Here is a 26,067-nt window from a genome sequence, read left to right on the forward strand (position 1 = left end):
ATCGAGATGGCGGATGGGGGTCTGGAGATGAAGGTGAAGCCGACCCGGGACGTCTCCGTCCGGGAGGCGTTCGGGATCGATTCCGATATGATCGTGAAGGGGTTCGAGGATCCGGGCGAGCGCACGCCGGCGATCGACACCACCTACAAGTTCGACCCGGACACCACGCTCGCCATTCTTGCGGGCTTCGGCTGGAACCGCCGGGTGATGATCCAGGGCTATCACGGGACCGGCAAGTCGACCCATATCGAGCAGGTCGCCGCCCGGCTGAACTGGCCCTGCGTGCGCGTCAACCTCGACAGCCACATCTCGCGCATCGACCTGATCGGCAAGGACGCGATCCGGCTGCGCGACGGTGTGCAGGTGACCGAGTTCCACGAGGGAATCCTGCCCTGGGCGCTGCGCAACCCGGTCGCGATCGTGTTCGACGAATACGATGCCGGCCGCGCCGACGTTATGTTCGTGATCCAGCGGGTGCTCGAGCACGACGGCAAGCTGACGCTGATGGATCAGAACGAGATCATCACGCCGCATCCGTCCTTCCGCCTCTTCGCGACGGCGAACACGGTGGGCCTCGGCGACACGACCGGCCTCTACCACGGCACGCAGCAGATCAACCAAGCGCAGATGGACCGCTGGTCGATGGTGGCGACGCTGAACTATCTCAGCCACGACGCCGAGACGATGATCGTTCTGGCGAAGAACCCGAACTACAACAACGAGAAGGGTCGGCAGACCATTTCGCGCATGGTCACCGTCGCCGACCTCACCCGGACCGCCTTCATGAACGGTGATCTCTCGACCGTGATGTCACCGCGCACGGTCCTGGCCTGGGCGCAGAACGCGCAGATCTTCCGCGACATCGGCTATTCGTTCCGCCTGACCTTCCTCAACAAGTGCGACGAGCTCGAGCGGCAGACGGTCGCGGAGTTCTACCAGCGCTGCTTCGACGAGGAACTGCCCGAGAGCGCGGCGAGCCTGTCGCTCGGCTGACGCGGCGTCGTCCGGCCCTGGCCGGACGGCGTCGTCAGCTCGGCGCAAACATGAAAAAGGGGCGGCCCGAAGGCCGCCCCTTTTCACATTCTGGCAATAATCAGTTGCCGGCCGGTTCCGTCGTGCCTTCGGTCGCGGTGCCGTCGGCCGGGGCCATTCCGGTGTCGCCCGCGGGCGCCATCTCCGTCCCGTCCGCCGGGGCCATGGTTCCGTCGGCCGGCGCCATGCCACCCGTGCCGGTGGTCCCCATCGTGTCGCCAACCGGCTGCGCGGCCGCGTTCTCGGCCTCCTGCTCGTCCATGCTGACGAATTCGGGCGCCCCTTCGAGGTCCTCGCGCGTCGCCGCGGTCTGGAGGCGGGTCTCGCCGTTCTCGTCGGTCATCACCTCGAGCTGTCCCATCTCGATCGCGACGCGCTTCTCGCCGATCCCGAGGAAGCCGCCGACGCCGATCACCACGCCTTCGACGGTTCCGTCGAGGTTCACGATCATGTCGCTGATATCACCAATGGACTCGTCCTCTGTCGAGTAGACGGAGCTTCCCATCAGGTTGCTGGCGAGCGCGGTATTCTCGCCCTGCATCACGATCTGGCCTTCCACCGGCTGCGCCGGCTCTTCCATTTCGGCGGTCTCCTCCATCTCGGTCGTGCCCTCGACGGGCTCGACAGGGACGGTCTCGGTCGTCGTGGTGGTGTCGTCCATCGTGCCTTCCGCGGGCGGCTCCATGGTGGCCTCGCCCTCTGCCGGGGGCGTCTCGGTCGTGTCCTGTGCGTAGACGGCCGCCGGGCCCGTCGCCAGCATGGCGATGAGCGCGAGCCGGCTGATTCCCATCTTATTGGACATGTCGGATACTCCTGATCCTGATTTCTTACGCAGCGTCGCGCCACAATCCTCGCGGATCGTCCTCCCGCGCGACGCCGGTGCGATGCGGCATGACCAGAACGACTTGGCCGGGCAATCCGTTCCCCGTGGCGCACGGTCGGCGGTGCGTCGTTTTCGCAGGACGGTCTGCCGCGATCACCCCCGGGACGCGATCCGGCTTAGGAGGAGGTCGATATGAAGCCGGGCGTTGTAGGCATAGTCGCGATAGGCCAGCGGGAGCTTAAGCCGCGCGATCTCGTCGTCGATCTCCCGAAGCTCCGTCTGCAGGTCCGTCAGATGCCCGGCATCCGCGGTCCGCGCCGCCTCCGCCTCGATCTGCCGGATCCGGGCATAGTGCCGGAACACGCGGGAGCGGACGCGAAAGGCGTAGAGCCCCGGCAGCGCGCGCAGGAGCGGCAGCAGCAGGAAGACGATCGGAAGGAGCAGGATCGCGAAGCGGTTGATCTGGGCCACGACCCAATAGGGCAGGATGTCGGCGAAGACGGAGGGCCCGTCCGCCAGCAGATCGCGCGCGTAGCTGTCCTGCGGCAGCGCCGCGTCGGCCATCGACGGATAGGTGCCCGCCGATGTCAGGACGTCACCCGGCCCGTGGACGCGGATCGCGGCCTCGACGATCCGGTCGACCGCCGCCGGATGCAGGTGCGGCTCGGCCACAATGCGCGCGACCAGCCCGAGGAGGCGGAGATCCTCGGCCGGCAGCGGCGGGTCGAGCGAGAACGCGCCGGACGGCACGTCGACGATCCGCGCCTGCGCCATCCGCCGCGACAGCGCGACGACATGCGCCACCGGCAGAAGCATCACGTCGGGATCGGAGAGGATGGGCTGGAGATAGGGCGCGGAGAGCGGAGCGACGAAGACGGCGACGTCCGCCTCCCCCGCCGCAAGCGCGCCCGCGGCGTCGGCGCCACCGAGGGAAAGCAGCGTGTTGTCCGCGCCGGGCAACCCTGCCGCCGCAAGCAGGCTCGACGTCGCCGCCCGCGTCCCCGACCCCTCCGCTCCGGCCGCGATCCGGAGCCCCGCCCATTCCGCGACGTTGCGCGGAATGCCGACGGGACGATTCGGCGCGACCGCGTCCGCGCCTCCGGTCCCCGTATCCAGCCGCGCGAAGATCAACAGGGGCTCGATGAAGACCGATCCCAACGTCTCGACCGGCACGTCCGGCTCGATCCCACCCTGCAGGAGCGCCGCGTCCACAACCCCGCTTGCCAGCAGCGCCGCGTTCTCGACGGAGCCGGCGGTGGCGACGAGGTCGAGCGAGATCCCGTCCTCGGCCAGGATGTCGCGGTAGCGCTCGGCGATCCGCCAGTAGCCTCCGTCCTCGATCCCCGCCGCGAAGCGCACCCGCTCCGGTGGCGGCAGGTCGCGCGCGAACCAGAGCGTGGCGGCGAGGACGCCGACGACGAGAAGGGCGTAGCCCAGAACGCGGATCATGGTCGGACCGGATGGCGCATCACGCGCGATAAGGCCGCCGGACCGCCCGCGACGCAACCCCTGCCGCTGCCGGCACGCCTTGCCTTTCGACCCCGCGAGCGCAATCTAGCACCCATGAGCAAGCCCACCGACAATCCCGCCGATCCGTTCAAGAAGGCGCTGGCCGAGGCCACGAAGACGATGGCCGACGATTCCGACCTGGCCGTCACCTACTCGGTGGATCCGCCCGGCCGTACGAACGACAGCGTCCGCCTGCCGCAGGTGAGCCGGCGGATGACGCGGGAGGAGGTGCTGCTCGCCCGCGGTACGGCCGATGCCTTCGCGCTGCGCCATCGCCATCACGATTCCGGCGTCAACGCCCGCTACATGCCGCAGGGCAACATGGCGCGCGACCTCTACGACGCGATGGAGACGGCGCGCTGCGAGGCCGTGGGCGCGCGGGCCATGCCCGGCACCGCCGGTAATATCGACGCCAAGATCGGGGTAGAGGCGGCGCGCAAGGGCTACGCCGACGTGGCCGACAAGGCGCAGATCCCGCTCGCCACGGCGGCCGGGTACTGGATCCGCCAGATGGCCACCGGCCGCGACCTGCCGAAGGGCGCGGACAACGCGCTCGAGCTCTGGCGCGGCTTCATCGAGGAGCAGACGGGCGACCGGCTCGACAATCTGCAGGACGTGCTGGGCGACCAGCGCGCCTTCGCCCGCCTTGCACGGCAACTGATCGAGGATCTGGGCTACGGCGATCAGCTCGGCGACGATCCCGACCAGGAGGCCGAGAACGAGGAGGAGGGTGAGGCCGAGGAGGACGAGGAGCCCGATTCCACCGGCAACGACGAGGAGGAGGACGAGGCCGACGCCTCTCCCGAGCAGAGTCAGGACCAGCAGGACGATCCAAGCCAGGCCGAGGTGTCGATGGACGACATGGCCGACGAGGAGGCGGGCGAGGAGGCCGAGATGCCCGACGCCGACGAATCGTCGGAGCCGCCACCGCCGCCCCCCGTCTCCGACGCCGATCCGAATTACACCGTCTTCACCGAACGCAACGACGAGATCGTGCACGCGGAGGAGCTGGCCGAGATCGCCGAGCTCGAACGCCTGCGCGCCTATCTCGACCAGCAGCTCGACCCCCTGAAGGGCGCCGTCTCACGGCTCGCGAACAAGTTGCAGCGGCGCCTGCAGGCGCAACAGAACCGCTCCTGGGAGTTCGACCTCGAGGAAGGCATTCTCGATGCCGGCCGACTCGCCCGCGTCGTCGCCAATCCGACCACGCCGCTCAGCTTCAAGATGGAGCGCGACACAGAGTTCCGCGATACCTGCGTGACGCTGCTGCTCGACAATTCCGGTTCGATGCGCGGCCGGCCCATCTCCATCGCTGCGATCTGCGCCGACGTGCTGGCGCGGACGCTGGAACGCTGCGGCGTGAAGGTGGAGATCCTCGGCTTCACGACCCGGGCCTGGAAGGGCGGGCTCGCCCGCGAGGAATGGCTGAAGGCCGGTCGCCCGCCCGCGCCGGGCCGCCTGAACGACCTTCGCCACATCGTCTACAAGTCCGCCGACGCGCCCTGGCGGCGGGTCCGGCCCAATCTCGGGCTGATGATGAAGGAGGGGTTGCTGAAGGAGAACATCGACGGCGAGGCGCTGGAATGGGCGCATCGCCGTGCGGTCGCGCGGCACGAGGCACGCAAGATCCTGATGGTGATCTCCGACGGCGCGCCGGTCGACGACTCGACCCTGTCGGTGAACCCGGCGAACTATCTCGAGAAGCACCTGCGCGACGTCATCGCGATGATCGAGAAGCGCCGCGCCGTCGAGCTTCTGGCCATCGGCATCGGCCACGACGTCACGCGCTACTACGACCGCGCGGTCACGATCACCGACGTGGATCAGCTTGCCGGCGCCATGACCGAGCAGCTCGCCGCCCTGTTCGACGCCGACCCCCGCGCCCGGGCCCGCGTCATGGGCATGCGCCGGGTCTCCTGACCCCTTCTTCTTGGCGGAAATACTCCGGGGAGCGCGAGGGGCTGGCCCCTCGCTCGTCCGCCCGCGACGGATGACGCGCTGGAAGCACCCGTTCTTCCACCCAACGACAAACAACCGTTTCGATCGGAACCGACCCAAACGGTTCGCGCGTTATGGCTCTCGTCGCAAGGGCCGCCCGCCGCCTCCGCAACGGTCTTTCCCCTTCGCAGGCCCACGACTATGCCGGGCGCCAAGGAGGCCGCCCATGTTCCAGAACTTCGACGTCACCGCCCGCCCAGAGGCCGCCCCGCCGCGCGTGGCCCGGCTGCGGGCATGGATGGCGGGCCAGGGTCTCGACGCCTTCCTCGTGCCGCGCGCGGATGCCTGGCAGGGCGAATACGTCGCGCCATGCGACGAACGGCTGGCCTGGATCTCGGGGTTCACCGGCTCGGCGGGCTTCGCCGTGATCCTCACCGACCGCGCGGCGATCTTCACCGACGGGCGCTACAAGGTGCAGGTCGCGGCGCAGACCGACCCCGACACGTTCGAGACCGTCGACTGGCCGGCCACCACGCTCGCCGATTGGCTGCCCGACGCCCTGCCCTCGGGCGGTCGCGTCAGTTTCGATCCGATGCTCCATACGGTGCGGGAGATCGCGCGGCTGCAGGATGTGGACGGGATCGAGTTGGTCTCGTCCCCGAACGGCGTCGACGCGATCCGCGAGGATCGCCCTGCCCCGCCCGCGGCGCCGATGCGCGCCTATCCCGACGAGCTGGCCGGCCGGACCGCCGCGGAGAAGCGCGCGCGGATCGGTGCGGCGATCGAGGCGGCCGGGGCGGCGCAGTTCGTGACCAACCAGCCCGACGCGATCGCGTGGCTCCTCAACGTCCGCGGCGGCGACATCGCGCGCACGCCCGTCGCGCAGGCTTTCGCGGTGATCCACGCCGACGGATCGGTCGATCTCGTCTGCGATCCCGTCAAGACCGGACCGGTGTCCGACCATCTCGGCCCGGACGTCCGCGTCACGCCCCCCGACGATCTGATCCCGCTGCTCGAGAGCCTCACCGGTCCCACGGGCTTCGACCCCGCCGCCTGCCCCGTGGCGATGCACGCGGCGCTGCGCGAACCGGTGGAAATGACCGATCCGGTCGCCCTGCCCAAGGCGCGCAAGACCGAGGCCGAGATCGCCGCCACGCGCGAGGCGCATCTGCGCGACGGCGCGGCGATGGTCCGCTTCCTGCACTGGCTCGACACGGCGCGCGCGCCCGAAACGACCGAGATCGACGTGGTCCGCGCACTCGAGGGGTTCCGCCGGGACACGGGCGCGCTGCGCGATATCAGCTTCGACACGATCGCAGGGTCCGGCCCGCACGGCGCCATCGTGCATTACCGCGTCAACCAGGAGACGGACCGGGTGCTCGACACCGACAGCGTGCTCCTCGTCGATTCCGGCGGCCAGTACGAGGACGGGACGACCGACGTTACCCGCACGATCCCCCTCGGCGCGCCGCCGCTGGAGATCGCCCACGCCTTCACGCGCGTGCTTCAGGGAATGATCGCCGTCAGCCGCGCGCGCTTTCCCAAGGGCGTCGCCGGCGCTCATCTCGACGCGCTGGCCCGCGCGCCGCTCTGGGCCGAGCATCGGGACTACGACCACGGCACCGGCCACGGCGTCGGCGTCTATCTCGGCGTCCACGAAGGCCCTGCCCGGATCAGCCGGGCGAGTCAGATCCCGCTGGAGCCGGGAATGATCCTGTCGAACGAGCCGGGCTACTACCGGGCTGGAGAATACGGGATCCGCATCGAGAACCTCGTCGTCGTGACGGAGGCCGAGCGCCCCGAGGGCGGCGACGACCGCGACATGCGCGCCTTCGAGACGCTGACCTTCGTGCCGATCGACCGGCGGCTGATTCTGACCGACCTGCTCTCCCCGGACGAGCGCGCCTGGCTCGACGCCTATCACGCGGAGGTCGCCCGCAGGATCGGCCCGCGCCTGGACCCGGAGGACCGCGCCTGGCTCGAGCGGGTCTGCGCGCCCCTCCGAGGCTTCCCAGTCCCGGACACGGAGGATAGGGTCCGCGCGAAACGTGGGGAGACATAGTGAATGATCAAGATCGACGTGACACCGGCGACGGGCAACTGGACCGTCAGGACCGACGATGGCATCCTCGTGGAGAGCCGCAGGGCGCTCGCGCTCAAGGAGGGCGACCGCGACGCCGTCATCTACTTTCCCCGGGCCGACGTCGCCATGGCGCTTCTGGAACGCACGGAGACGGAGACCGAATGCCCGTTCAAGGGCACGGCAAACTACTACGCCTATGTCGGCCAGTCGGTGCGCATCCCCGACGTCGCCTGGACCTACGAGAACGTCTCCAACGCGGACGCCAAGGCGATCGAGGGGCACCTGGCCTTCTACGCCGACAAGGTGACGGTGGAGCAGATCTGAGCCCGGCGACGTACGGGACGCCATGGACCTGCGGCCGCCAACAGGGCCGATGCGTCAACCGTCCTGCGGAACGACCTTACCCGGGTTCATCAGCGCCGCCGGGTCCAGCGCGCGCTTGACCGCACCCATCACTTCCCAGGCCGCCCCGTGCTCGGCCGCCATCAGATGCAGCTTGCCGAGGCCGACGCCATGCTCGCCGGTCGCCGTCCCGCCGAGTTCGAGCGCATGCGCGACCATCGCGTCCGGCAGACGCTTGGCCTCCGCGATCTCCGACGCCGCGTTCCGGTCCACCATCAGGATCGCGTGGTAATTGCCGTCGCCCACATGGCCGAGGATCGGACCGTCGAGCGGTGAGGCCGAGATCTCGGACGCCGCCCGCCCGATGGCCACGCCGAGCTTCGAGATCGGCACGCAGACATCGGTGACGATGGCGGTCGTTCCCGGCCGGCTGGCGAGGATCGTGTGATAGGCCCGGTGCCGCATCGTCCAGAGCCGCGTGCGCTCCTCCGGCTTCGTGGCCCAGCGATAGTCGCGGCCGCCCTGCTCCGCCGCGATCTCCCCGAACCGCGCGGCCTCCGCGGCGACGCCGTCCCCGGTACCGTGGAACTCGAGCAGCAGATGCGGCTTCTCCGGCAAGCCGGCGGCGTCGGCCGCGTTCAGGATGCGCACCGTGGCCATGTCCACGTATTCGATCCGCGCCGGGGCGAGGCCCATCTGCATGGCGAGGATCACCGCCTCGATCGCCCCTTCGGTGGTATCGAACCCGCAGACCGCCGCGGAGACCGCCTCCGGCTGCCCGTGCAGGCGCAGCGTCAGCTCGGTGATGAGGCCGAGCGTGCCTTCCGCCCCCACGAACAGACCCGTCAGGTCGTAGCCCGAAGAGGATTTCCGCGCGCGCGTTCCGGTCCGGATCACCCGCCCGTCCGCCAGCACGACCTCGAGCGCGCGCACATGGTCGCGCATCGTGCCGTACCGGACGGCCGTGGTGCCCGAGGCGCGGGTCGAGGCCATGCCGCCGAGCGACGCGTCGGCGCCGGGGTCGACCGGGAACATGAGGCCCGTCGCGCGCAAATCCCGGTTCAGCGCCTCGCGCGTGCAGCCCGGCTGGACCCGGACGAGCATGTCCTCGACCGAGACGTCGAGCACGGCCGCCATCTCGCGAAAATCGACGCTCACCCCGCCCCGCGACGCGGAGCCGTGACCCTCGAGCGCGGTGCCGGCGCCCCAGCCGATGATCGGCACGCCGTGCCGCGCGCAGACACGGACGATGACGGCGACCTCCTCCGTGTCTTTCGGATAGACCACCGCATCGGGCGGCATCTCGGGATGCCAGGTCTCGGACCGCCCGTGCAGGGAGAGATCGCTCTTTCCCGTCGACAGGCGTTCGCCTAGCATTCCCCGCAATTCGTCGAGCGCGTCGTTCGGGATCATCGGCCCTCCCCTTCGGCGCCGTGCATGCGCGAGGGGCGCGAAAAGGACAAGGTTTGACCGACGCGCCCCCCCGCGACACGCCGCCGAAGACGACGCCCCCTAAGGCCACGCCCGTCCCGCTGGCGACCGCGACGCTCGCCACCCTGCGCCGGTCCTGGCAGGTGATCCGGCAGCAGGGGCCTTCGAAGGTGCAGTTCTGGTTCATCGCCCTCGTCCTCGGCATCGCGTCGGGCTACGCGGCCGTGGCGTTCATGCTGTCGATCCAGTGGCTGCAGGCGCATCTTTACGGGACAGACGATCCGCGCCAGCTGCACAGTTTCGCCCGTACGATGCCGTGGTTCCGGGTCCTGATCCTGCCGGCGATCGGCGGCCTGATCGTCGGTTGGCTGCTGACCCGGTTCACGCCGGATGGCCGCGTGCGGGGGCCGGCGGAAGTGATCCAGGCCTCGGCGATGAAGGAGGGCCGGGTCGAGCGGCGCGCGGGACTGGCCTCGATCGCGGCCTCGCTCATCACGCTGTCTGCCGGCGGCTCCTCGGGGCGGGAGGGGCCGGTGGTCCACATGGTCGGCATGATCGCCGGCTGGGTGTCGAACCGGCTGAACGCGGACGGTGTGACGGGACGCGACCTGCTGGGCTGCGCCGTCGCCGCGGGGGTCGCGGCCAGCTTCAACGCGCCGCTGGCCGGGGCGCTCTTCGCGCTGGAAGTCGTCCTGCGCCATTTCGCCGTCCACGCCTTCGCGCCGATCACCATCGCCGCCGTCTCGGGCGCCGTCATCAGCCGCATCCATTTCGGCGACCGGACCGAGTTCGCCCTGCCGCAGGAGGGGGCCCTCGCCTTCTATCTCGAACTGCCCGCCTTCCTTCTGCTCGGGATCGTCGCCGCACTCGTCGCCGTGGCGCTCATGCGATCGGTCTTCGTGGCCGAGGACATGGCGACGCGGTGGCAGGCCCGCTTCCGTCTGCCGCCCATGCTCCGGCCGGCGGTGGCCGGCCTGATGCTCGGCGCCATGGCCATCGTGTTCCCGCACATCATCGGCGTCGGCTACGAGACCACCTCCGCCGCGCTGTCGGGCAATCTGCTGCTCAAGGACGCCATCGTCTTCGCCGTGGTGAAGGTCGCGGCGACGAGCATCACGATGGGCGGCCGCATGGGCGGCGGCATCTTCTCGCCCGCGCTGATGGTCGGCGCGCTGACCGGACTCGCCTTCGGCGGCATGGCCACGGCGGTCTTCCCGAACGTCTCCGGCTCCGAGACGCTCTACGCGCTCGCCGGGATGGGCGCGGTCGCGGGCGCGGTGCTCGGGGCGCCGATCTCCACCACGCTCATCGTGTTCGAGCTGACCGGCGACTGGCAGACCGGGCTGGCGGTGATGACCGCCGTCTCCGTCGCCTCCGCCCTGTCGGGCCGGCTGGTCGCGCGGTCCTTCTTCCTGACGCAGCTCGAGCGGCGCAACGTCCATCTCGCCGACGGGCCGCAGCGCTACCTGCTGGCGATGTTCAAGGTCTCGGCGGTGATGAAGGCGCCCGAACACGCGAAGGCGCCCGCGACCGACCGGGTGCGGCGGGCGCTGAACGACGGGCTGTTCGTGTCGCCCAGCGACACGCTGGAGACGGCGATGCCGCTGTTCGAGACGTCGGGATCGGACTTCCTCGTGGTCGCGCGCGTCGACGGAAAGGCCGAGACGCCCGACATCGTCGGCGTGGTCCTGCATGTCGACGCGCTCCGGGCCTTCAACCGCGCCCTGGCGGCGACGGCGAAGGAGGAGCATTCCTGACCGACGTTCAGCGATCATCCTCGTCGATCAGAGGGTCGATCAGGTCCGGCCCCTCGACCCGGTTCGAGTTCACCTTCGTCGAGACGCGGTATCGCGTCAGGCGTCCCTCCGGCGCCGCCCGCATGCGCGTCGCTGCCCCGTGCCCTGCTTCCCCGAGCCACAACGCCCAATCCGCCGGGTCGAGCGTGACCGGCTCGCGGTGATGGATCTCCGCCATCGTCGAACCCGCGGTACAGGTGACGATCGCGCAGGTCGGCAGATCCTCCGGCCCCCAATCCTGCCAGAGGCCCGCAAAGGCCAGCGCCTCGCCCTCGCGTGGATGGAAGTACCACGGCAGCCGCTGTCCGTCCGCCTTCGTCCATTCGTAGAAGCCCGTGGCGGGGATCAGGCACCGCCGCTCGCGGATCGCGGTGCGGAAGGCGGGCTTCTCCGCGACCGTCTCGGCGCGCGCGTTGATGAGGAGCGGCCCGTCGGTCGGGCTCTTGTACCAATGCGGCAGGAACCCCCATCGCATCGGCCTGAGCCGCCGCTCACCCTCGGCAGCCGTCACCACCGGCACCTGCGTCGTCGGACAGACGTTGAAGCGCGGCCCCTCCGGCAGGTCGTTCGACGGAGCGGCGGCAAAAACCTGCACCATCGCTTCGTGCGGCAAGGTCAGGGCGTAGCGGCCGCACATCGCGAACGCCTCAGGCCGCGTCGAGAGGGAATTCGAGCTTTACCCGATGCCCCGAACCGTCGGACGCGACGTCGAGGAACCCGTCGAGCTGCGCCGCCGACGCCTCCATGATCCGTCGTCCGAGACCGGCCCGCGCATTCGCGCTTCCGACGCCGTCATCCTCGCAGGACAAACTATACCGCCCGCCGGGGTCCGGTCGGCCTCGAAGCACGATTCGACCGGTCCGGCCTTCCGGAAAGGCATGCTTGCAGGAATTGGAGATCAGCTCGTTGACGAGGACGCCCAGGGCCGAGGCACGCTTGTTCGGCAGCTCGAGCGGAGCCAGCTCGACGTCGATCTCGACGCTCGCGGGCGCCATGTTCTCCATGTAGCGGACGATGCGGCGCAGGTATCCCGTTACCTCGATCGGGGCGTCCGGGTCATCCGCCTGATAAAGATCGCTGTGCAGTTCGACCATCACGTTGATGCGCTGCTCGACCTCCAGAAGCGCGGCCCGGACGTCGTCGCTCGCGCCGCGTGCCGACATCCGGGTCATCGCGGCGACGCCGGCGAGGCTGTTCTTGACGCGATGATCGACCTCGCGCCGCATCGCATCCTGCTGCCGCAGCGCCTCGTGCAGCTCCAGCCGCTGCATCACCTGGTCCGCGAGGATACGCAGCGCCCGGCGCTCGGAATCCCCCAGCCGCCGCGGCCGGTAGTCGAGAACGCAGAGCGTGCCGAGGACGATGCCCGTCCGGGTCTTGATCTGCGCTCCGGCGTAGAACAGGACCGGCTGATCCGCGGCGGTAACCAGAGGATTGTCCTGCGTGCGCATGTCGAGCCGTGCGTCGGGTATCTCCAGCAGTTCGTCCTGCAGGATCGCGTGGCTGCAGATCGACGCGTCGAGCCCGGTCCCGTCAAGCTTCGTCCCGCTCCGCGCCTCGAACCGCTGATCGTCGGCGTGGACGATCGAGACCAGCGACACCGGACAATTGCAGATTTGCGCCGCAAGCTCGACGATCCCCTCGAACGCGCCGCGATGCGAGTGCGTATCGAGACCGTACCGGCGAAGTGTCGCCAGGCGCTCGGTCTGGTTGATCGGCGTGGGGGCCAGCATGTGCAATTCCCGGAAAGGCGATGCGACGAAGACCGGAGCCGGGCAGTGACACCCGGCGGGACCCCGTCGGTTCTTTTAACGACGCCCGGACTGTAGAATAACGTGCGCCTGCGAGTAAAGCCGGCCCCGCAGCATGCGAAGCCGGCCCTGCATCGACATCGTCCCGTCGGACGTCAGGCGATCACTTGATGGTGATGCGGTCGTCCGTCATCGGCGTGTAGGGTCCTTGGTCAGCCAGGTACTCCGCCGTCACGTCGGCGACGTCCGGACCGTAATCGTAGGCGTCCTCGGCATCGACGAACATCGAATAGCCGTCCCCGCCATTGCGAACGTAGTTGTTGGAGACCACGCCGTACATCTTCTCGGGATCGACCGGTTCGCCGCCCACCGTCACGTCACTGACGCGGCTTCCGGGCTCGGCCGCCGGGTCGAAAGCGTAGGACATCCCCGCGACCTGGGGAAACCGGCCGGCCCCCTCCTCGATCTGGCTCACCCCGTTCTCCAGCGCCGCCACCAGGGTCGCGCCGTCGACGCGGAAGGTCGACAGCGTATTCTGGAACGGCAGCACGGTGAGGACATCGCCCATCGTGACCTCGCCCGCATCGATCGAGGAACGGATGCCGCCGCCGTTCTGGATCGCGACGTCGATGCCCTGGTCCTTCACGCGGTCGAGCATCGCCTCGGCGATCAGCACGCCCATCTCGCAGACCTCCGCCCGGCAGGTTTCGCGGCCACCGTCGATCGGCGCCTCGCTCTGCGCGACCACCTCGTTGCGGATCTCGTCGAGCGGCAGCGCCATCTCCTGAATGCGGGCGATGGTTGCGTCGTCCTCGAGGATGGTGCTGTCGATGATGATCGGCTGCCCCATCGCCGCGATGATCTTGCCGTCATCGTCGAAGACCACGTCGAGCGCGCCCAGGAACTTGCCGTAGGCATAGGCCTGCACGATGGCGGTCTCGCCGACCATCGTCGGATAGGGCCCTTCCGCCCCCTCCATGTCGCCGAGAAGCGTGTTGGTATGCCCCCCCACGATCACGTCGACGCCGGTCGTGTTGGCCGCGACCTCCTTGTCGGTCTCGTAGCCGGAATGGCTCAGAACGACGATCATGTTGACGCCGTCTTCCGTCAGGCGATCCACCTCGGCCTGCACGGCCTCGGACGGATCGGAAAAGCTCACGTTCTCGCCGGGGCTCGCCAGTTCGTCGGTATCCTGCGGCGTCAGGCCGATCAGGCCGATCCGTTCGCCGCCCTCCTCGATCACGGTCGACTTCTGGATCGCGTCCGCAAGCTCGGGCTCCCGGGTGACATCGGCGTTCGACATCAGGATCGGGAAATCGAGCGCGTCGACGAACTGTCGCAGCACCTGCGGGCCGTCGTCGAACTCGTGATTGCCCACGGTCATCGCGTCGTAGCCGAGCATGTTCATCATCTCGGCCGACATCGCGCCCTTGTAGTAGGTGTAGAACAACGTGCCCTGGAACTGGTCGCCGCCATCGACGAGGATGTAGTTGCCGGTATCCGCCTTCGCGTCCGCGATCGCATTGACGAGGCGCGCGGTGCCGCCGAAGCATTCTCCGGCCTCGTTCTCCTCGGGCGCGCAGGGACCGTCATACTGGCTGATCGGCTCGAACCGCGCGTGGAAGTCGTTGGTGTGCAGGATCGTGAGTTCGTATTCGGCCCGTGCCAGCCCGGTTGTCGCGGCGAGGATCGCGGTCGCGGTGAGAAGTCGTTGCATTCTTGTCAAACCCCCTGGTTGGATTCGGGCGATGGTGCGCGGCCCGCGGGGGCATTGTCAAAGGCATACGACATCACACCGGCTTGACGCCCGATGCGTGCCGCGCCATCGGGGGCCATGATCTACAAGCTCTTCCGCACGCCGGAATGGAACGCGCTCCGGGCCGACGGCACCACCCTCGGCGCGCCGATCGACGTCGATGACGGCTACATCCACTTCTCCACCGCCGACCAGGTGGCGGAGACGGCGGCCAAGCATTTTGCGGGCGTCGAGGGGCTCTGGCTGATCGCGGTCGAGGACGCGTCTGTCGGCGACAATCTTCGCTGGGAAGTCTCGCGCGGCGGTGCGGAGTTTCCGCATCTCTACGCGCCGCTCCGCGACGATCAGGTCGCCTGGGCGAAACCGTTGCCGCTTGACGACGGCCGTCACGTCTTCCCGGACGACCTCGAATGATCGAACGGGCGGCGCTCGCGGTCTTGCATCGGCTCGATCCGGAGCGCGCCCACACTCTGGCGCTGGCGGCGCTCCGGGCCGGGCTCGGTCCGCGCACCGGGCCGGTCACCTCGCCGCGCCTGGCCATCCGCCTCGCCGGGCTCGACCTGCCGAACCCGATCGGTCTCGCGGCAGGGTTCGACAAGAACGCCACCGCGCTCGGCGCCATCGCCCGCTGCGGCTTCGGCTTCTTCGAGGCCGGCGCCGTCACCCCCCACCCGCAGGCGGGAAATCCTCGGCCCCGGCTGTTCCGCCTGACCGAGGATCGCGGCGCGATCAACCGGTACGGCTTCGCCAACGAAGGTCTCGAGATCGTGGCCGACCGCCTGAGCCGCCGGCCGGCGGGCGCCGTCATCGGCATCAATGTCGGCGCCAACAAGGACAGTCCGGATCGCGCCGCCGACTTCGCCCGGGTGATCGAGACCTGCGGACCGCATGTCGACTTCGCTACCGTCAACGTCAGCAGCCCCAATACCGAACGCCTGCGCGACCTGCAGGGCGCAGAAGCGCTCTCGGCACTCCTTGGACGCGTCCTCGCCACCCGCGATGCCCTGCCGCGGCAAATCCCCATTTTCCTGAAGATCGCGCCGGACCTGGATGCACAAGCGCTCGAGGAGCTTGCCACGGCGGCCGCGGGCGTCGACGCGATCATCGCGACGAACACGACGGTCGCGCGCGACGGGCTCGGATCACCCCATGGACACGAAGCCGGGGGCCTTTCGGGCCAGCCGCTCTTCGAACGCTCCACCCGCATCCTCGCCCGCCTCTCGACGCTGACCGATCTGCCGCTGATCGGCGTGGGCGGCGTCGCCACGGCCGAGCAGGCCTACGCCAAGATCCGTGCCGGCGCCTCGGCCGTGCAACTCTACACGGCGCTCGTCTTCGACGGCATCGGCCTGCCCGGCCGCATCGCGCACGGCCTCGAAGCCCTCTTGGCCCGTGACGGCTTCGCGCACATCGCCGACGCCATCGGGACCGACCGCGACCGCTGGCTCTGACCCGGCCTCATGTCTTTGCTTCCGAAATATTCCGGGGGTCCGGGGGCTGGCCCCCGGTCGCGGCCCGCTCCAGCGCCGGATAGCGCAGCCCGAGCGTGATCCCGCGCGCGGCGAACGACACCATCAGAGCCGCCCAGAGCCCGTGATTGCCGAAAGCAGGCACCAGCAGAGCCATGGCCGCTCCATAGCAGATCGTGCTCAGGACCATCATGTTGCGCATGTCGCGCGTGCGCGTGGCGCCGATGAAGATCCCGTCCAGAATCCACGCCGCCACCCCGACGAGCGGTGCCGCCACCATCCAGGGCAGGAAATCCCGCGCCGCCTGCCGCACCTCCGGCGCTGTCGTCATGATGTCGACGATGCCGCCGCCCAGCAGGGCGAAGGCCAGGGCCAGCGCCGCGACGGTGCCCAGCCCCCAGGCGCTGCACATCGCCACCGCCCGCCGCAGCCGCGCGCGGTCGCCCGCGCCGAAGAACCGTCCGACCAGCGCCTCCACCGCGAAGGCGAAGCCGTCGAGCGCGTAGGACGTGATGTAAAGGAATTGCAGCAGCACCTGGTTCGCGGCCAGTGCCACCGTCCCGAACAGGCCGCCACCCAGAAGGAACGACGTGAACGTCGCCTGCAGCAGGACCGAACGGATCAGGATGTCTGTGTTGACCGCGATCATCCGCTTCAACTGGATAGGGTCGAAAACCTGCGCCCGGTCGCGCCAGGCCGAGTCCGCGAAGGCCGCCCGGCAAAGCCACAATGCCAGCGCCACGCCCGCCCATTCCGACAGGAACGTGGCCCAGGCCACGCCTGTGACGCCGAAGCCTAGCCCGAGGACGAACCACAGGTCGAGCAGGATGTTCGCCCCGTTCATCGCAACCTGCACGACGAGCACCGCCGCCGTCCGCTCTTGCGCGATGAGCCAGCCGGTCAGCCCGTAGATCGCGATGGCGGCGGGCGCCGACCAGATGCGGATGCCCATGTAATCCCGCGCAAGCGCCTCCGTCTCGGGGCTCGTCGGCGCGAGGCGGAACGCGCCCGCGAAGATCGCCCATTGCAGCGCGATGAGCGTCCCCCCCGCCACGGCCGCGATCAGCAGCGCGCGGCTCAGCAGCGCGACGAGTTCCGCCCGGTTCCCGCTGCCGAGCGCCTGCGCGGCGAGGCCGGTGGTGCCCATCCGTAGAAAACCGAAGATCCAGTAGACCGAAGACAGGATGATCGCACCCGCCCCCACGGCCGCGATCGGCGCCGCCTCGCCCAGTTGTCCCACGACGCCGGTATCGACCGCGCCAAGGATCGGGACGGTCGCGTTCGACAGGACCACGGGGATCGCCACGCCGAGGATGCGGCGATGCGTCAGGTCGCGCGGGCCCGTCTCGCTCATGCGCGGGGCGGCATCAGGAAATGCCCCGTCGCCTGTGCGAAAAGACGGTCGCGATTGTCCTGCCATCCCTCGACATGCACGCTCGCGTAGCGCCGTCCCGACCGGTTGACCCGCGCCCGTGCATAGGCGTCGCGAGGCAGGCCGGATCGGAGGTAGTCCACCGTGAAGTCGATCGTCTTCGGTAGGCGCGTCGGCTGACTGGCGGAGAGCGTCGCCACGTCGATCCGGCCGGCCTCGAGATCGTCCCAGAGCGTGGCCCAGCACAGCGTCATCGTTGCCGTGACCTCGAGAAATGCGGCCGTCGCCCCGCCGTGCAGCGCCGGCAGCCCCGGATTGCCGATCAGCTTCTCGTCGTAATGCAGCACACCGGTCAGTTCGTCGCCGCGCCGGTCGAAGGCGATGCCGAGGAAGCGGATATAGGGCACGCCGTTCATGAGCGCGCGCAGCGCCGCGTCGCGGCGCTGCTTGACCACCTGGATCGGCTCGGGACGCTTCACGGGTCGGTCGCCCGCTCCAGCGCGAAGGCCCCGTTCGCCACCGCGACCGGCCCCGACCCGGGCATCTCGTCGAAAGCTTCGGCCCGCACGAAGGCGACGCTGCGCGTGACGTGGCGGCAATGCGCCCGTGCCGTAATGCGCCCGCCCGGTTCCGCCGCGCGCATGTAATCGATGCGGAGATCCATCGTCGCGGTCATCGCCGCGCCCGTGGAATGCGACAGCACCGCGACGCCCCCGCTCGTGTCCATCAGCGCGGAGATCGCCCCGCCGTGGATCACCCCGGTTCCGGGATCGCCGATCAGGGCCTCCGAATAGGGCATCGACAGCGTCGCGACCCCGTCGCCCGCGGCTTCGACGACCATGCCGAGCGCCCGGCAATGCGGGAGGGACGCGACGAAATTCCTCGCCGCCACGATCGCGTTGTCGTCGGTCCCGCTCATTCGCGGAGGCATGCCGCGAAGCCCAAGCCGCCGCAACCCCGTCCGATGGACAGGTGGGCGAGGAACGTGCGAACATCGTTCCCGGAGGTGCGGCATGGCGGTACGGCTCGATTTTAAGGCGATGTGCACCCGGTTCGACGTGACCCCCCGCACCCTGCGACACTACGAATATATCGAACTGCTGTCGCCCGAGCGGGTGGGGCGGACCCGGTATTACGGTCCGCGGGAGATCGCCCGGATGACGCTGATCCTGCGCGGCCGCAAGTTCGGGTTCTCGCTGGAGGAGATCCGGCAATGGCTGGAACTCTATGACGCCGACCCGGAGGGCACCACGCAGAAGCAGGCCTGGATCGAGCTCGCCAACCGGCAGCTCGACGAACTCCTCGAACGAAAGCGCCACCTCGAGGATGCCATCTCTGAACTGACTGCGCTGCGGGACGGCGTCCGGGATGAGCTCGGGAATCGCCCCTGATCCCAGATACGGCGACAATCGCGGCCCTCGGCGCTCTCTGTTGCGGCTGTAGCTAAAAGTTGACTGAAAACCACGGCTCCCGCGCCGAGACTGACGTAACGTCCGCATTACGTAAGCGTCAAACCGTCTTGTATCAAATTTCTCGTATTTACATCCCGCCCAATTTCGGGGCGGGCCAGAACGAGGAAATTTTACAATGGCAGAAGAATTTCTCACGATCCGCCAGATGTGCGACGCGTTCGACGTCACGCCGCGGACGCTCCGGTTCTACGAACAGAAAGAGTTGCTGTTTCCCAAGCGGGAGGGTCAGAAGCGGTGGTTCACCCGCCGCGACCGCGCCCGGCTCAAGCTGATCCTGCGGGGCAAGCGGTTCGGCTTTTCGCTGGAGGAAATCCGGCAGCTGCTCGACCTTTATGGCGCCGGCGACAACCAGTACACCCAGATCGCCCGGGCCTACGAAATCGGCAGCGAGCGTCTGGCGGACATGAAGAAACAGCGCGACGAACTCGATGCCGCGATCAAGGAACTGTCCGATCAGCTCAGCTGGGGGGAGAAGATGATGCAGCAGCTACAGCCCCAGCGCGCCGTCTGAACGACGGCCGCTCCACCCGCCCCATCCACCTCGACCGAGGAGACGCAGAATGCCAACCTATACCGCGCCCACCAAGGACATCCAGTTCGTCCTCCACGACGTGCTCGAAATCGGCGGGCAGGACGTTCCGGGCTATGCCGATCTCGACCGTGACTTCACCGGCGCGATCCTCGAGACGGTGGGCCAGCTGGCCAGCGAGGTGATCGCGCCGCTCAATGCAGTCGGCGACCGCGAGGGGTGTCGGCTCGAGAACGGGGTCGTACGCACCCCGGACGGCTTCCGGGCCGCCTTCGATCAGCTCCGTGACGGCGGCTGGACCGCGCTCGATGCACCGGAGGCCTATGGCGGACAGGGGTTGCCCTATCTCGTCTACACGCTGGTGGGCGACATTCTGTCGGCGGCGAACATGGCCTTCAACATGTATTACGGCCTGACCCACGGTGCGGCCTCTGCGATCGCCGCGCACGGGACCGAGGCGCAGAAGGCGCTCTGGCTGCCGAAGATGTACAGTTGCGAATGGACGGGCACGATGAACCTGACGGAGCCGCATGCCGGCACCGATCTGGGCATGATGCGCACCCGGGCCGAGCCGCAGGAGGACGGCAGCTACCGGATCACCGGTCAGAAGATTTTCATCTCCGCGGGCGATCACGACATGGCCGACAACATCGTCCATCTGGTCCTCGCCAAGATCCCCGGCGGCCCCGACGGAACGAAGGGCATCTCGCTTTTCATCGTACCGAAGTTCCTCGCCAACGAGGACGGCACCCTCGGCGATCGCAACGGCGTCTCCGTCGGCAAGCTCGAGGAGAAGATGGGCATCCACGGCAACTCGACCTGCGTGATGAACTACGACGGCGCGTCAGGCTATCTGCTGGGCGAGATGCACAAGGGCATGCGGGCGATGTTCACGATGATGAACGAGGCCCGGCTCGGCGTCGGCCTGCAGGGCTACGCCCAGGCGGAGGTGGCCTACCAGAACGCGCTGGCCTATGCGGTCGACCGGCTGCAGGGGCGCGACGTGACCGGCGCGAAGAACCCCGCGGGCCCGGCCGATCCGCTGATCGTGCATCCCGACATCCGCCGCAACCTGATGGATCAGAAGAGCTTCGTGGAAGGTGCGCGGGCCTTCACCTTCTGGTCCGCGACGCTGATCGACCGCGCCGAGCGGAGCGGGGACAAGTCCGCCGACGGCCTGGTCTCGTTGCTCACCCCGGTCGTGAAGGGCTTCCTCACCGACAAGGGCTTCGAGAATGCCATCGCCGCGCAGCAGGTCTATGGCGGCCACGGCTACATCGAGGAATGGGGCATGTCGCAATTCGCGCGTGATGCCCGCATCGCGATGATCTACGAGGGCGCCAACGGCGTGCAGGCGCTCGACCTCGTCGGCCGCAAGCTCGCGACCGACGGCGGCCGCAACGTGATGGCGTTCTTCGAGATCGTGAAGACCTTCATCCGCGAGAACGCGGAGGACGAGACGTTGAAGGGCGGCTTCCTCGACCCGCTCAAGGCGGCCTCGAAGGACCTGCAGGAGGCTGCGACCTTCTTCATGCAGGAAGGCATGAAGAACCCGAACGCGGCGCTGTCGGGCTCCTACGACTTCATGCACCTCTTCGGCCATGTCTGCCTCGGGCTGATGTGGGCGCGGATGGCGCGGGCGGCCGGCGCTGCGATGGCGCAGGACGGGGCCGACCACGACTTCCTCGCCGCCAAGGTCGCGACGGGTCGGTATTACATGGCCCGCCAACTCCCGGCGACCACAATGCACCTTGCGCGCATCAAGACCGGGGCAGATACGATCATGGCCCTTGATTCAACGGCGTTCTGAGGCCCGCCGCGAATGCCGGGCCACCCCTGATTGAAGACCGACAATATTGGAGATGCGCATGTCGCATTCACAAGCTCATACATCTGAAGTTCATACCGAAATGTCCGAGATCGGCTACCGGCGGCTCAAGCAGTTCGTCGCCGAGACCGGCCTCGAGGAGCGTGATGCGCTGTCGTTCCTCTTCGAGGCGTTCGACGTCGTCACCCACCACGAGGCGCTGCGCCACCGGCTTGGGCTCTACAAGGCGGTGACGAACACGGCCGGATCGCGTGATCCGCAGTAACGAGGCGACACGGAAGGTGATCTTCGGTGTCCACCCCTGTTGGCATGCCGCGAGCCCTGCCGTGTCTATCGCGGACCAGGCTCATCCGCTAGGCTCTGGGACGGCAGGTCGGCTCCGGCGCGCCGGAGCCCGGTCCCGGGACGGGGAGAGCAAGGGATGACGATCGAGCTGCATTGTTTCGGCGAGAGCGGGAACAGCTACAAGGCGGCCCTCGCGCTCGAACTGGCTGGTCTCGACTGGACGCCCGTCTTCGTCGATTTCTTCAACGGCGCCGCCCGCGCCGACACCTACCGCGCGACCAACGTGATGGGCGAGGCGCCGCTTCTCGTCGACGGTAGTTTCCAGCTGAGCCAGTCCGGTGCGATCCAGCAATGGATCACCGACCGGACCGGACGCTTCGGCGGCACACAGGAAGAACGCTACGAGGTCCTCCGCTGGGTGCTCTGGGACAACCACAAGCTCTCGAGCGTGGCGGGCGCGACGCGGTTCCTGATGAACTTCCTGCCCGAGGCGAAGCGCCCGCCCGAGGTGATCTCCTTTCAGCAGGGACGCCTGCGCGGCGCCTTCGAGGTCTTGAACACGCATCTGACGGGTCGCGACTGGATCGTCGGCCGTAACGTCACGAATGCGGATCTGAGCTGCTGCGGCTATCTGTATTACCCGGAACCCTTCGGCTTCGACCGGACGGAGTGGCCCGCCATCGACGCCTGGCTCGACCGGATCGCCGCCCTGCCCGGCTGGAAGCACCCCTACGACCTGATGCCCGGTCGCCCGTCCGACCGCGGCCTGTAAGGAGGCTCGCATGACAGACGCCTATATCTACGACGCGGTCCGCACCCCCCGGGGCAAGGGCCGCCCCGACGGAAGCCTGCACGAGGTCACCGCCGTCCATCTTTCGGCGACGGTTCTCGACGCGCTGAAGGCGCGCGCGGGCTTCGAAGGTCACGCCGTCGAGGACGTGATCTGGGGCAACGCCACGCAGGTGATGGAACAGGGCGGCTGCCTCGCGCGGACCGCGGTGCTGGCCTCCGGCCTCGACGAGCGCATCCCGGGGCTCAGCATCAACCGGTTCTGCGCGTCGGGCATGGAGGCGGTGAACCTCGCGGCGAACCAGATCCGCGCGGGCGCCGGCGACGGCTACATCGCCGGCGGCGTCGAATGCATGAGCCGGGTGCCCATGGGCAGCGACGGCGCGGCCATCGCCGTCGACCCGAGCGTGGCGATGGAGACCTATTTCGTCCCGCAGGGCATCAGCGCCGACATCATCGCCACCGAATACGGCATCAGCCGCGACGACGCCGACGCCTTTGCTGTCGAAAGCCAGCGCCGTGCGGCGGCGGCCTGGGAGGACGGACGCTTCGACCGCGCCATGCTCACTGTGCGCGACGTGAACGGCCTGCCGATCCTCGCGCGCGACGAGTACATGCGGCCCGGGACGGACATGCAGTCGCTCGGCGCGCTCAATCCGGCCTTCCAGGCGATCGGCGAGGTCATGCCCGGCTTCGACAAGGTCGCGCTGATGAAATACCCGCATCTGGAACGGATCAACCACATCCACCATGCCGGCAATTCCTCGGGCATCGTCGACGGCGCGGCGGGCGTGCTGGTCGGGTCGGAGGTGTTCGGGAAGAAGTGGGGCCTCACCCCCCGCGCCCGCATCCGGGCCACCGCCAAGATCGGGACCGACCCGACCATCATGCTGACCGGACCGGTTCCGGCGACGGAGAAGATCCTCGCCGACAGCGGCATGATGATCGACGACATCGACCTGTTCGAGGTGAACGAGGCGTTTTCCTCGGTCGTGCTGCGCTACATGCAGGCCTTCGACGTCGATCACGCCAAGCTCAACGTGAACGGCGGGGCGATTGCCATGGGTCACCCGCTCGGCGCGTCGGGCGCGATCATCATCGGCACGCTGCTCGACGAGATGGAACGGTCGGACCGGGAGACGGGGCTCGCCACCCTCTGCGTAGCCAGCGGCATGGGCGCGGCCACGATCATCGAGCGGGTCTGATGATCCTGCGCAAGGACAGCGTGGCCGAGACCGAGGGCGTCTCGGGATATCCCGCGCCCTACGACCTCGGCCGCGGCAACCTGCACTACCGCTACCTGACCGACGCCGGCGGACTGACCCAGTTCGGCGCCGTGCTGGAGGTTCTGCATCCCGGCGGGCAATCCTCGCAGATGCACTGGGAAAGCGACGAGGACGAGTTCCTCTACATGCTCTCGGGCGCGCTCACCGTCGTCGAGAACGGCGAGGAAACGGTGATCGGTCCCGGCGATGCCTGCTGCTGGCCGGCGGGGGTCGAGGTCGCGCACATGCTGCGCAACCACACCGACCGCGACGCGACCTATCTCATCGTCGGCGCGCGTCATCCCGGGAACGTCTGCAATTATCCCGGCCTCGACCTGCGCGGCACGCCGGACGGTTACACGCATCTCGACGGCACCCCCTACCCACGTGAGGGAGACAAGACATGACGGATTTCGCCTGGACGAAGGACGACGACGGCATCGCCACGATCACGTGGGACGTGAAGGACAAGTCGATGAACGTGCTCAGCCTCGAAGGCTGGGACGCCCTCGACGCCTGCGTGACCGAGGCACTCGCGGACGAGGCCGTGCGCGGCATCGTCATCACCTCCGCGAAGGACAGCTTCGCCGGCGGCATGGACCTCAACGTCATCGCGCGCATGAAGGCCGAGGCGGGCGATGCGCCGGCGCAGGGCCTGATGGACGGGCTGACACGCTGCCACGGCATCCTGCGCAGGATCGAGCGGGCGGGTATGGACCCGAAGACGCTGAAGGGCGGCAAGCCCGTGGCCTGCGTCCTGCCGGGCACCGCGCTCGGCATCGGGTTCGAGATTCCGCTGGCCTGCCATCGCATCTTCGCGGCCGACAATCCGAAGGCCAGGATCGGCCTGCCCGAGATCATGGTCGGCATTTTTCCCGGCATGGGGGGCACGACGCGGCTCGTCCGCAAGCTCGGCGCGATGGGCGCCTCGCCCTTCCTGCTCGAGGGCAAGCTCAGCGACCCGAAGAAAGCAAAGGCCGCGGGGCTGGTCGACGAGGTGTCGGACGACCCGATGGCCGACGCGCGGGCCTGGGTGCTGGCCGCGAAGGACGGCGACCTCGTCAAGCCGTGGGACCAGAAGGGCTACAAGATGCCCGGCGGCACGCCCTACCATCCGGCGGGTTTCATGACCTTCGTCGGCGCCTCGGCGATGGTGAACGGCCGGACGCAGGGCGCGTTCCCCGCGGCGAAGGCGCTTCTCTCCGCGGTCTACGAGGGCGCGATGGTGCCCTTCGACACGGCGCTGCGGATCGAGGCGCGCTGGTTCACGAACGTGCTGATGAACCCCTCGTCGGAGGCGATGATCCGGTCGCTCTTCATCAACAAGGAAGCGCTGGAAAAGGGCGCGAACCGCCCCGAGGCGCCCGACCAGAAGGTCGCGAAGCTGGGCGTGATCGGCGCGGGCATGATGGGCGCGGGCATCGCCTACGTCGCCGCGAATGCCGGGATCGAAGTCGTCCTGATCGACCGGGAACAGGCCGCGGCCGACAAGGGCAAGGCCTATTCCGAGGGGCTGCTCGACAAGGGCATCTCCCGCAAGAAGGTGACCGGGGAAAAGAAGGCGGAGGTGCTGGGCCGTGTGCACGCCACGACCGATCTCGACGCGCTGCGGGGCTGCGACCTGATCGTCGAGGCGGTGTTCGAGGACACGGACGTCAAGGCGGAGATGACACGCGCGGTGGAGGCCGTGGTCGGCACGGATTGCATAATCGCCACGAACACGTCCACCCTGCCGATCACCGATCTCGCCCGCGCGAGCGCCCGGCCCGAGCAGTTCATCGGCATCCACTTCTTCTCGCCCGTCGACAAGATGATGCTGGTCGAGATTATCAAGGGGGCTGAGACGGGTGACCGCGCCGTCGCAAAGGCGCTCGATTTCGTCCGCCAGATCCGGAAGACCCCGATCGTGGTGAACGACGCGCGGTTCTTCTACGCCAACCGCTGCATCATCCCCTACATCAACGAGGGCATCCGCATGGTCGCGGAGGGCGTCGCGCCGCCGCTGATCGAGAACGCCGCCAAGCAACTGGGCTTCCCGCTCGGGCCCTTGCAGCTCGTCGACGAGACCTCGATCGACCTCGGCGTGAAGATCGCGAAGGCCACGCGCGCGGCGATGGGCGACGCCTATCCCGACGGCGCGGTTGACGACGTACTCTTCGCGATGGCCGAGGCCGGGCGGCTGGGCCGCAAGGCGAAGGCGGGCTTCTACGAATACGACGAGGCGGGCAAGCGTCAGGGGCTCTGGCCGGAGCTCGGCGCGCGCCATCCGCTGGCTGCGGACCAGCCGGACCTGCACGCGGTGCAGAACCGTCTGATGCTGGTGCAGGTGCTCGAGGCCGTCCGCGCGCTCGAGGAGGGCGTACTCGAGGACATCCGCGAGGGCGATGTCGGCGCGATCCTCGGCTGGGGTTTCGCGCCGTGGTCGGGCGGTCCGTTCGCCTGGCTCGACATCGTCGGCGCTGCGTGGGCAGTCGCGACCTGCGACGCGCTGGCCGAACGGCACGGGCCGCGCTTCTCGGCGCCGGACGTGCTGCGCCGAATGGCGGCGGACGGTGCGCGCTTCTACGGGAGCGACGGCGCGAAGGCGGCCTGACCGG

General features: G+C 68.6%; 24 protein-coding genes. 15 read left to right on the top strand and 9 right to left on the bottom strand.

What is annotated here, in order from left to right:
- The first annotated feature begins 6 nt into the window (after window positions 1–6).
- Entirely contained in the window at window positions 7–993 is a 987-nt protein-coding gene (cobS, locus tag Q1A87_RS08480) for a cobaltochelatase subunit CobS (protein WP_299649674.1), read from the top strand.
- Between the two features lie 100 nt (window positions 994–1,093).
- Here cobS and Q1A87_RS08485 read toward each other — a convergent pair whose 3' ends face one another.
- Both Q1A87_RS08485 and Q1A87_RS08490 read right to left on the bottom strand, forming a co-directional pair.
- Complete coding sequence (locus tag Q1A87_RS08485) at window positions 1,094–1,834, bottom strand: PRC-barrel domain-containing protein (protein WP_299649677.1); 741 nt, start codon at window positions 1,832–1,834, stop codon at window positions 1,094–1,096.
- Between the two features lie 174 nt (window positions 1,835–2,008).
- The gene (locus Q1A87_RS08490) at window positions 2,009–3,304 is read right to left on the bottom strand and encodes an ABC transporter substrate-binding protein (protein WP_299649680.1); all 1,296 of its coding nucleotides are present in this window, start codon (window positions 3,302–3,304) and stop codon (window positions 2,009–2,011) included.
- 114 nt (window positions 3,305–3,418) lie between these two features.
- On the opposite strand from Q1A87_RS08490, the gene cobT reads away from it, so the two are divergent.
- The 3 genes from cobT (at window position 3,419) to Q1A87_RS08505 (ending at window position 7,709) form a co-directional block, all read left to right on the top strand.
- A complete protein-coding gene (gene cobT / locus Q1A87_RS08495) occupies window positions 3,419–5,284 on the top strand; it encodes a cobaltochelatase subunit CobT (protein WP_299649682.1) in 1,866 nt (621 codons plus the stop codon).
- A 244-nt stretch (window positions 5,285–5,528) separates the two neighbouring features.
- On the top strand, window positions 5,529–7,364 hold the full coding sequence (locus Q1A87_RS08500) for an aminopeptidase P family protein (protein ID WP_299649685.1): 1,836 nt from the start codon (window positions 5,529–5,531) through the stop codon (window positions 7,362–7,364).
- A 3-nt stretch (window positions 7,365–7,367) separates the two neighbouring features.
- On the top strand, window positions 7,368–7,709 hold the full coding sequence (locus Q1A87_RS08505; RefSeq protein WP_299649688.1) for a DUF427 domain-containing protein: 342 nt from the start codon (window positions 7,368–7,370) through the stop codon (window positions 7,707–7,709).
- A 54-nt stretch (window positions 7,710–7,763) separates the two neighbouring features.
- Here Q1A87_RS08505 and Q1A87_RS08510 read toward each other — a convergent pair whose 3' ends face one another.
- Entirely contained in the window at window positions 7,764–9,140 is a 1,377-nt protein-coding gene (locus Q1A87_RS08510) for an FAD-linked oxidase C-terminal domain-containing protein (protein WP_299649691.1), read from the bottom strand.
- A 143-nt stretch (window positions 9,141–9,283) separates the two neighbouring features.
- Here Q1A87_RS08510 and Q1A87_RS08515 point away from each other — a divergent pair, with 143 nt between their 5' ends.
- Window positions 9,284–10,915, top strand: coding sequence for a chloride channel protein (locus Q1A87_RS08515; protein WP_299649844.1), 1,632 nt, complete (start codon window positions 9,284–9,286; stop codon window positions 10,913–10,915).
- 7 nt (window positions 10,916–10,922) lie between these two features.
- Here Q1A87_RS08515 and Q1A87_RS08520 read toward each other — a convergent pair whose 3' ends face one another.
- The 3 genes from Q1A87_RS08520 to Q1A87_RS08530 all read right to left on the bottom strand — a co-directional run bounded on the left by Q1A87_RS08520 (window position 10,923) and on the right by Q1A87_RS08530 (window position 14,422).
- On the bottom strand, window positions 10,923–11,591 hold the full coding sequence (locus Q1A87_RS08520; RefSeq protein ID WP_299649694.1) for an SOS response-associated peptidase: 669 nt from the start codon (window positions 11,589–11,591) through the stop codon (window positions 10,923–10,925).
- Window positions 11,592–11,601: 10 nt separating this feature from the next.
- Window positions 11,602–12,687, bottom strand: a complete 1,086-nt coding sequence (locus Q1A87_RS08525) for a histidine kinase dimerization/phosphoacceptor domain -containing protein (protein WP_299649697.1) — start codon at window positions 12,685–12,687, stop codon at window positions 11,602–11,604.
- A 181-nt stretch (window positions 12,688–12,868) separates the two neighbouring features.
- The gene (locus Q1A87_RS08530) at window positions 12,869–14,422 is read right to left on the bottom strand and encodes a bifunctional metallophosphatase/5'-nucleotidase (protein WP_299649700.1); all 1,554 of its coding nucleotides are present in this window, start codon (window positions 14,420–14,422) and stop codon (window positions 12,869–12,871) included.
- 117 nt (window positions 14,423–14,539) lie between these two features.
- Here Q1A87_RS08530 and Q1A87_RS08535 point away from each other — a divergent pair, with 117 nt between their 5' ends.
- Together Q1A87_RS08535 and Q1A87_RS08540 are read left to right on the top strand one after the other, a co-directional pair.
- A complete protein-coding gene (locus tag Q1A87_RS08535; protein ID WP_299649703.1) occupies window positions 14,540–14,875 on the top strand; it encodes a DUF952 domain-containing protein in 336 nt (111 codons plus the stop codon).
- Window positions 14,872–15,912, top strand: a complete 1,041-nt coding sequence (locus tag Q1A87_RS08540; RefSeq protein WP_299649706.1) for a quinone-dependent dihydroorotate dehydrogenase — start codon at window positions 14,872–14,874, stop codon at window positions 15,910–15,912. The genes Q1A87_RS08535 and Q1A87_RS08540 overlap by 4 nt, the downstream gene beginning before the upstream one ends.
- Before the next feature lie 7 nt (window positions 15,913–15,919).
- Here the strand turns inward: Q1A87_RS08540 and Q1A87_RS08545 are convergent, their stop codons facing one another.
- Genes Q1A87_RS08545 through Q1A87_RS08555 form a run of 3 tightly spaced genes read right to left on the bottom strand, consistent with a single transcriptional unit; the run spans window position 15,920 to window position 18,221 of the window.
- A complete protein-coding gene (locus Q1A87_RS08545; protein ID WP_299649709.1) occupies window positions 15,920–17,284 on the bottom strand; it encodes an MATE family efflux transporter in 1,365 nt (454 codons plus the stop codon).
- Window positions 17,281–17,781: a PaaI family thioesterase gene (locus Q1A87_RS08550; RefSeq protein ID WP_299649712.1), complete on the bottom strand. Its 501-nt coding sequence runs from the start codon at window positions 17,779–17,781 to the stop codon at window positions 17,281–17,283. Before Q1A87_RS08550 ends, Q1A87_RS08545 begins: the two co-directional genes overlap by 4 nt.
- Window positions 17,778–18,221 carry a PaaI family thioesterase gene (locus Q1A87_RS08555; RefSeq protein ID WP_299649715.1) on the bottom strand — a complete coding sequence of 148 codons (444 nt, stop codon included), beginning with the start codon at window positions 18,219–18,221 and terminating at the stop codon, window positions 17,778–17,780. The genes Q1A87_RS08550 and Q1A87_RS08555 overlap by 4 nt, the downstream gene beginning before the upstream one ends.
- A gap of 94 nt (window positions 18,222–18,315) precedes the next feature.
- Here Q1A87_RS08555 and Q1A87_RS08560 point away from each other — a divergent pair, with 94 nt between their 5' ends.
- The 8 genes from Q1A87_RS08560 to Q1A87_RS08595 all read left to right on the top strand — a co-directional run bounded on the left by Q1A87_RS08560 (window position 18,316) and on the right by Q1A87_RS08595 (window position 26,063).
- Window positions 18,316–18,693 (top strand): MerR family DNA-binding transcriptional regulator, encoded by a 378-nt coding sequence (locus Q1A87_RS08560; protein WP_299649718.1) that lies wholly within the window; start codon window positions 18,316–18,318, stop codon window positions 18,691–18,693.
- 196 nt (window positions 18,694–18,889) lie between these two features.
- Window positions 18,890–19,285 (top strand): MerR family DNA-binding transcriptional regulator, encoded by a 396-nt coding sequence (locus tag Q1A87_RS08565; protein WP_299649721.1) that lies wholly within the window; start codon window positions 18,890–18,892, stop codon window positions 19,283–19,285.
- 49 nt (window positions 19,286–19,334) lie between these two features.
- The gene (locus Q1A87_RS08570) at window positions 19,335–21,113 is read left to right on the top strand and encodes an acyl-CoA dehydrogenase (protein WP_299649724.1); all 1,779 of its coding nucleotides are present in this window, start codon (window positions 19,335–19,337) and stop codon (window positions 21,111–21,113) included.
- A 58-nt stretch (window positions 21,114–21,171) separates the two neighbouring features.
- Complete coding sequence (locus Q1A87_RS08575) at window positions 21,172–21,396, top strand: hypothetical protein (protein WP_299649727.1); 225 nt, start codon at window positions 21,172–21,174, stop codon at window positions 21,394–21,396.
- A 156-nt stretch (window positions 21,397–21,552) separates the two neighbouring features.
- Entirely contained in the window at window positions 21,553–22,188 is a 636-nt protein-coding gene (locus Q1A87_RS08580) for a glutathione S-transferase family protein (RefSeq protein WP_299649730.1), read from the top strand.
- Window positions 22,189–22,198: 10 nt separating this feature from the next.
- The gene (locus Q1A87_RS08585; protein ID WP_299649733.1) at window positions 22,199–23,410 is read left to right on the top strand and encodes an acetyl-CoA C-acetyltransferase; all 1,212 of its coding nucleotides are present in this window, start codon (window positions 22,199–22,201) and stop codon (window positions 23,408–23,410) included.
- A complete protein-coding gene (locus tag Q1A87_RS08590) occupies window positions 23,410–23,877 on the top strand; it encodes a cupin domain-containing protein (protein WP_299649736.1) in 468 nt (155 codons plus the stop codon). The genes Q1A87_RS08585 and Q1A87_RS08590 overlap by 1 nt, the downstream gene beginning before the upstream one ends.
- Entirely contained in the window at window positions 23,874–26,063 is a 2,190-nt protein-coding gene (locus Q1A87_RS08595; protein ID WP_299649738.1) for an FAD-dependent oxidoreductase, read from the top strand. The genes Q1A87_RS08590 and Q1A87_RS08595 overlap by 4 nt, the downstream gene beginning before the upstream one ends.
- The last annotated feature ends 4 nt before the right edge of the window (window positions 26,064–26,067 follow it).

The organism is uncultured Jannaschia sp. (assembly GCF_947494055.1).
Lineage (GTDB): Bacteria > Pseudomonadota > Alphaproteobacteria > Rhodobacterales > Rhodobacteraceae > Jannaschia.

What these genes read in the sequence shown, in the direction of transcription:
- cobT (WP_299649682.1), top strand. Translation starts at nt 3,419, where the DNA reads ATGAGCAAGCCCACCGACAATCCCGCCGATCCGTTCAAGAAGGCGCTG.
- Q1A87_RS08485 (WP_299649677.1), bottom strand. Translation starts at nt 1,834, where the DNA reads ATGTCCAATAAGATGGGAATCAGCCGGCTCGCGCTCATCGCCATGCTG.
- Q1A87_RS08585 (WP_299649733.1), top strand. Translation starts at nt 22,199, where the DNA reads ATGACAGACGCCTATATCTACGACGCGGTCCGCACCCCCCGGGGCAAG.
- Q1A87_RS08520 (WP_299649694.1), bottom strand. Translation starts at nt 11,591, where the DNA reads ATGTGCGGCCGCTACGCCCTGACCTTGCCGCACGAAGCGATGGTGCAG.
- Q1A87_RS08540 (WP_299649706.1), top strand. Translation starts at nt 14,872, where the DNA reads ATGATCGAACGGGCGGCGCTCGCGGTCTTGCATCGGCTCGATCCGGAG.
- Q1A87_RS08535 (WP_299649703.1), top strand. Translation starts at nt 14,540, where the DNA reads ATGATCTACAAGCTCTTCCGCACGCCGGAATGGAACGCGCTCCGGGCC.
- Q1A87_RS08490 (WP_299649680.1), bottom strand. Translation starts at nt 3,304, where the DNA reads ATGATCCGCGTTCTGGGCTACGCCCTTCTCGTCGTCGGCGTCCTCGCC.
- Q1A87_RS08590 (WP_299649736.1), top strand. Translation starts at nt 23,410, where the DNA reads ATGATCCTGCGCAAGGACAGCGTGGCCGAGACCGAGGGCGTCTCGGGA.
- Q1A87_RS08570 (WP_299649724.1), top strand. Translation starts at nt 19,335, where the DNA reads ATGCCAACCTATACCGCGCCCACCAAGGACATCCAGTTCGTCCTCCAC.
- Q1A87_RS08565 (WP_299649721.1), top strand. Translation starts at nt 18,890, where the DNA reads ATGGCAGAAGAATTTCTCACGATCCGCCAGATGTGCGACGCGTTCGAC.
- Q1A87_RS08530 (WP_299649700.1), bottom strand. Translation starts at nt 14,422, where the DNA reads ATGCAACGACTTCTCACCGCGACCGCGATCCTCGCCGCGACAACCGGG.
- Q1A87_RS08555 (WP_299649715.1), bottom strand. Translation starts at nt 18,221, where the DNA reads ATGAGCGGGACCGACGACAACGCGATCGTGGCGGCGAGGAATTTCGTC.
- Q1A87_RS08505 (WP_299649688.1), top strand. Translation starts at nt 7,368, where the DNA reads ATGATCAAGATCGACGTGACACCGGCGACGGGCAACTGGACCGTCAGG.
- Q1A87_RS08575 (WP_299649727.1), top strand. Translation starts at nt 21,172, where the DNA reads ATGTCGCATTCACAAGCTCATACATCTGAAGTTCATACCGAAATGTCC.
- Q1A87_RS08510 (WP_299649691.1), bottom strand. Translation starts at nt 9,140, where the DNA reads ATGATCCCGAACGACGCGCTCGACGAATTGCGGGGAATGCTAGGCGAA.
- Q1A87_RS08545 (WP_299649709.1), bottom strand. Translation starts at nt 17,284, where the DNA reads ATGAGCGAGACGGGCCCGCGCGACCTGACGCATCGCCGCATCCTCGGC.
- Q1A87_RS08525 (WP_299649697.1), bottom strand. Translation starts at nt 12,687, where the DNA reads ATGCTGGCCCCCACGCCGATCAACCAGACCGAGCGCCTGGCGACACTT.
- Q1A87_RS08595 (WP_299649738.1), top strand. Translation starts at nt 23,874, where the DNA reads ATGACGGATTTCGCCTGGACGAAGGACGACGACGGCATCGCCACGATC.
- Q1A87_RS08580 (WP_299649730.1), top strand. Translation starts at nt 21,553, where the DNA reads ATGACGATCGAGCTGCATTGTTTCGGCGAGAGCGGGAACAGCTACAAG.
- Q1A87_RS08500 (WP_299649685.1), top strand. Translation starts at nt 5,529, where the DNA reads ATGTTCCAGAACTTCGACGTCACCGCCCGCCCAGAGGCCGCCCCGCCG.
- Q1A87_RS08560 (WP_299649718.1), top strand. Translation starts at nt 18,316, where the DNA reads ATGGCGGTACGGCTCGATTTTAAGGCGATGTGCACCCGGTTCGACGTG.
- cobS (WP_299649674.1), top strand. Translation starts at nt 7, where the DNA reads ATGGCGGATGGGGGTCTGGAGATGAAGGTGAAGCCGACCCGGGACGTC.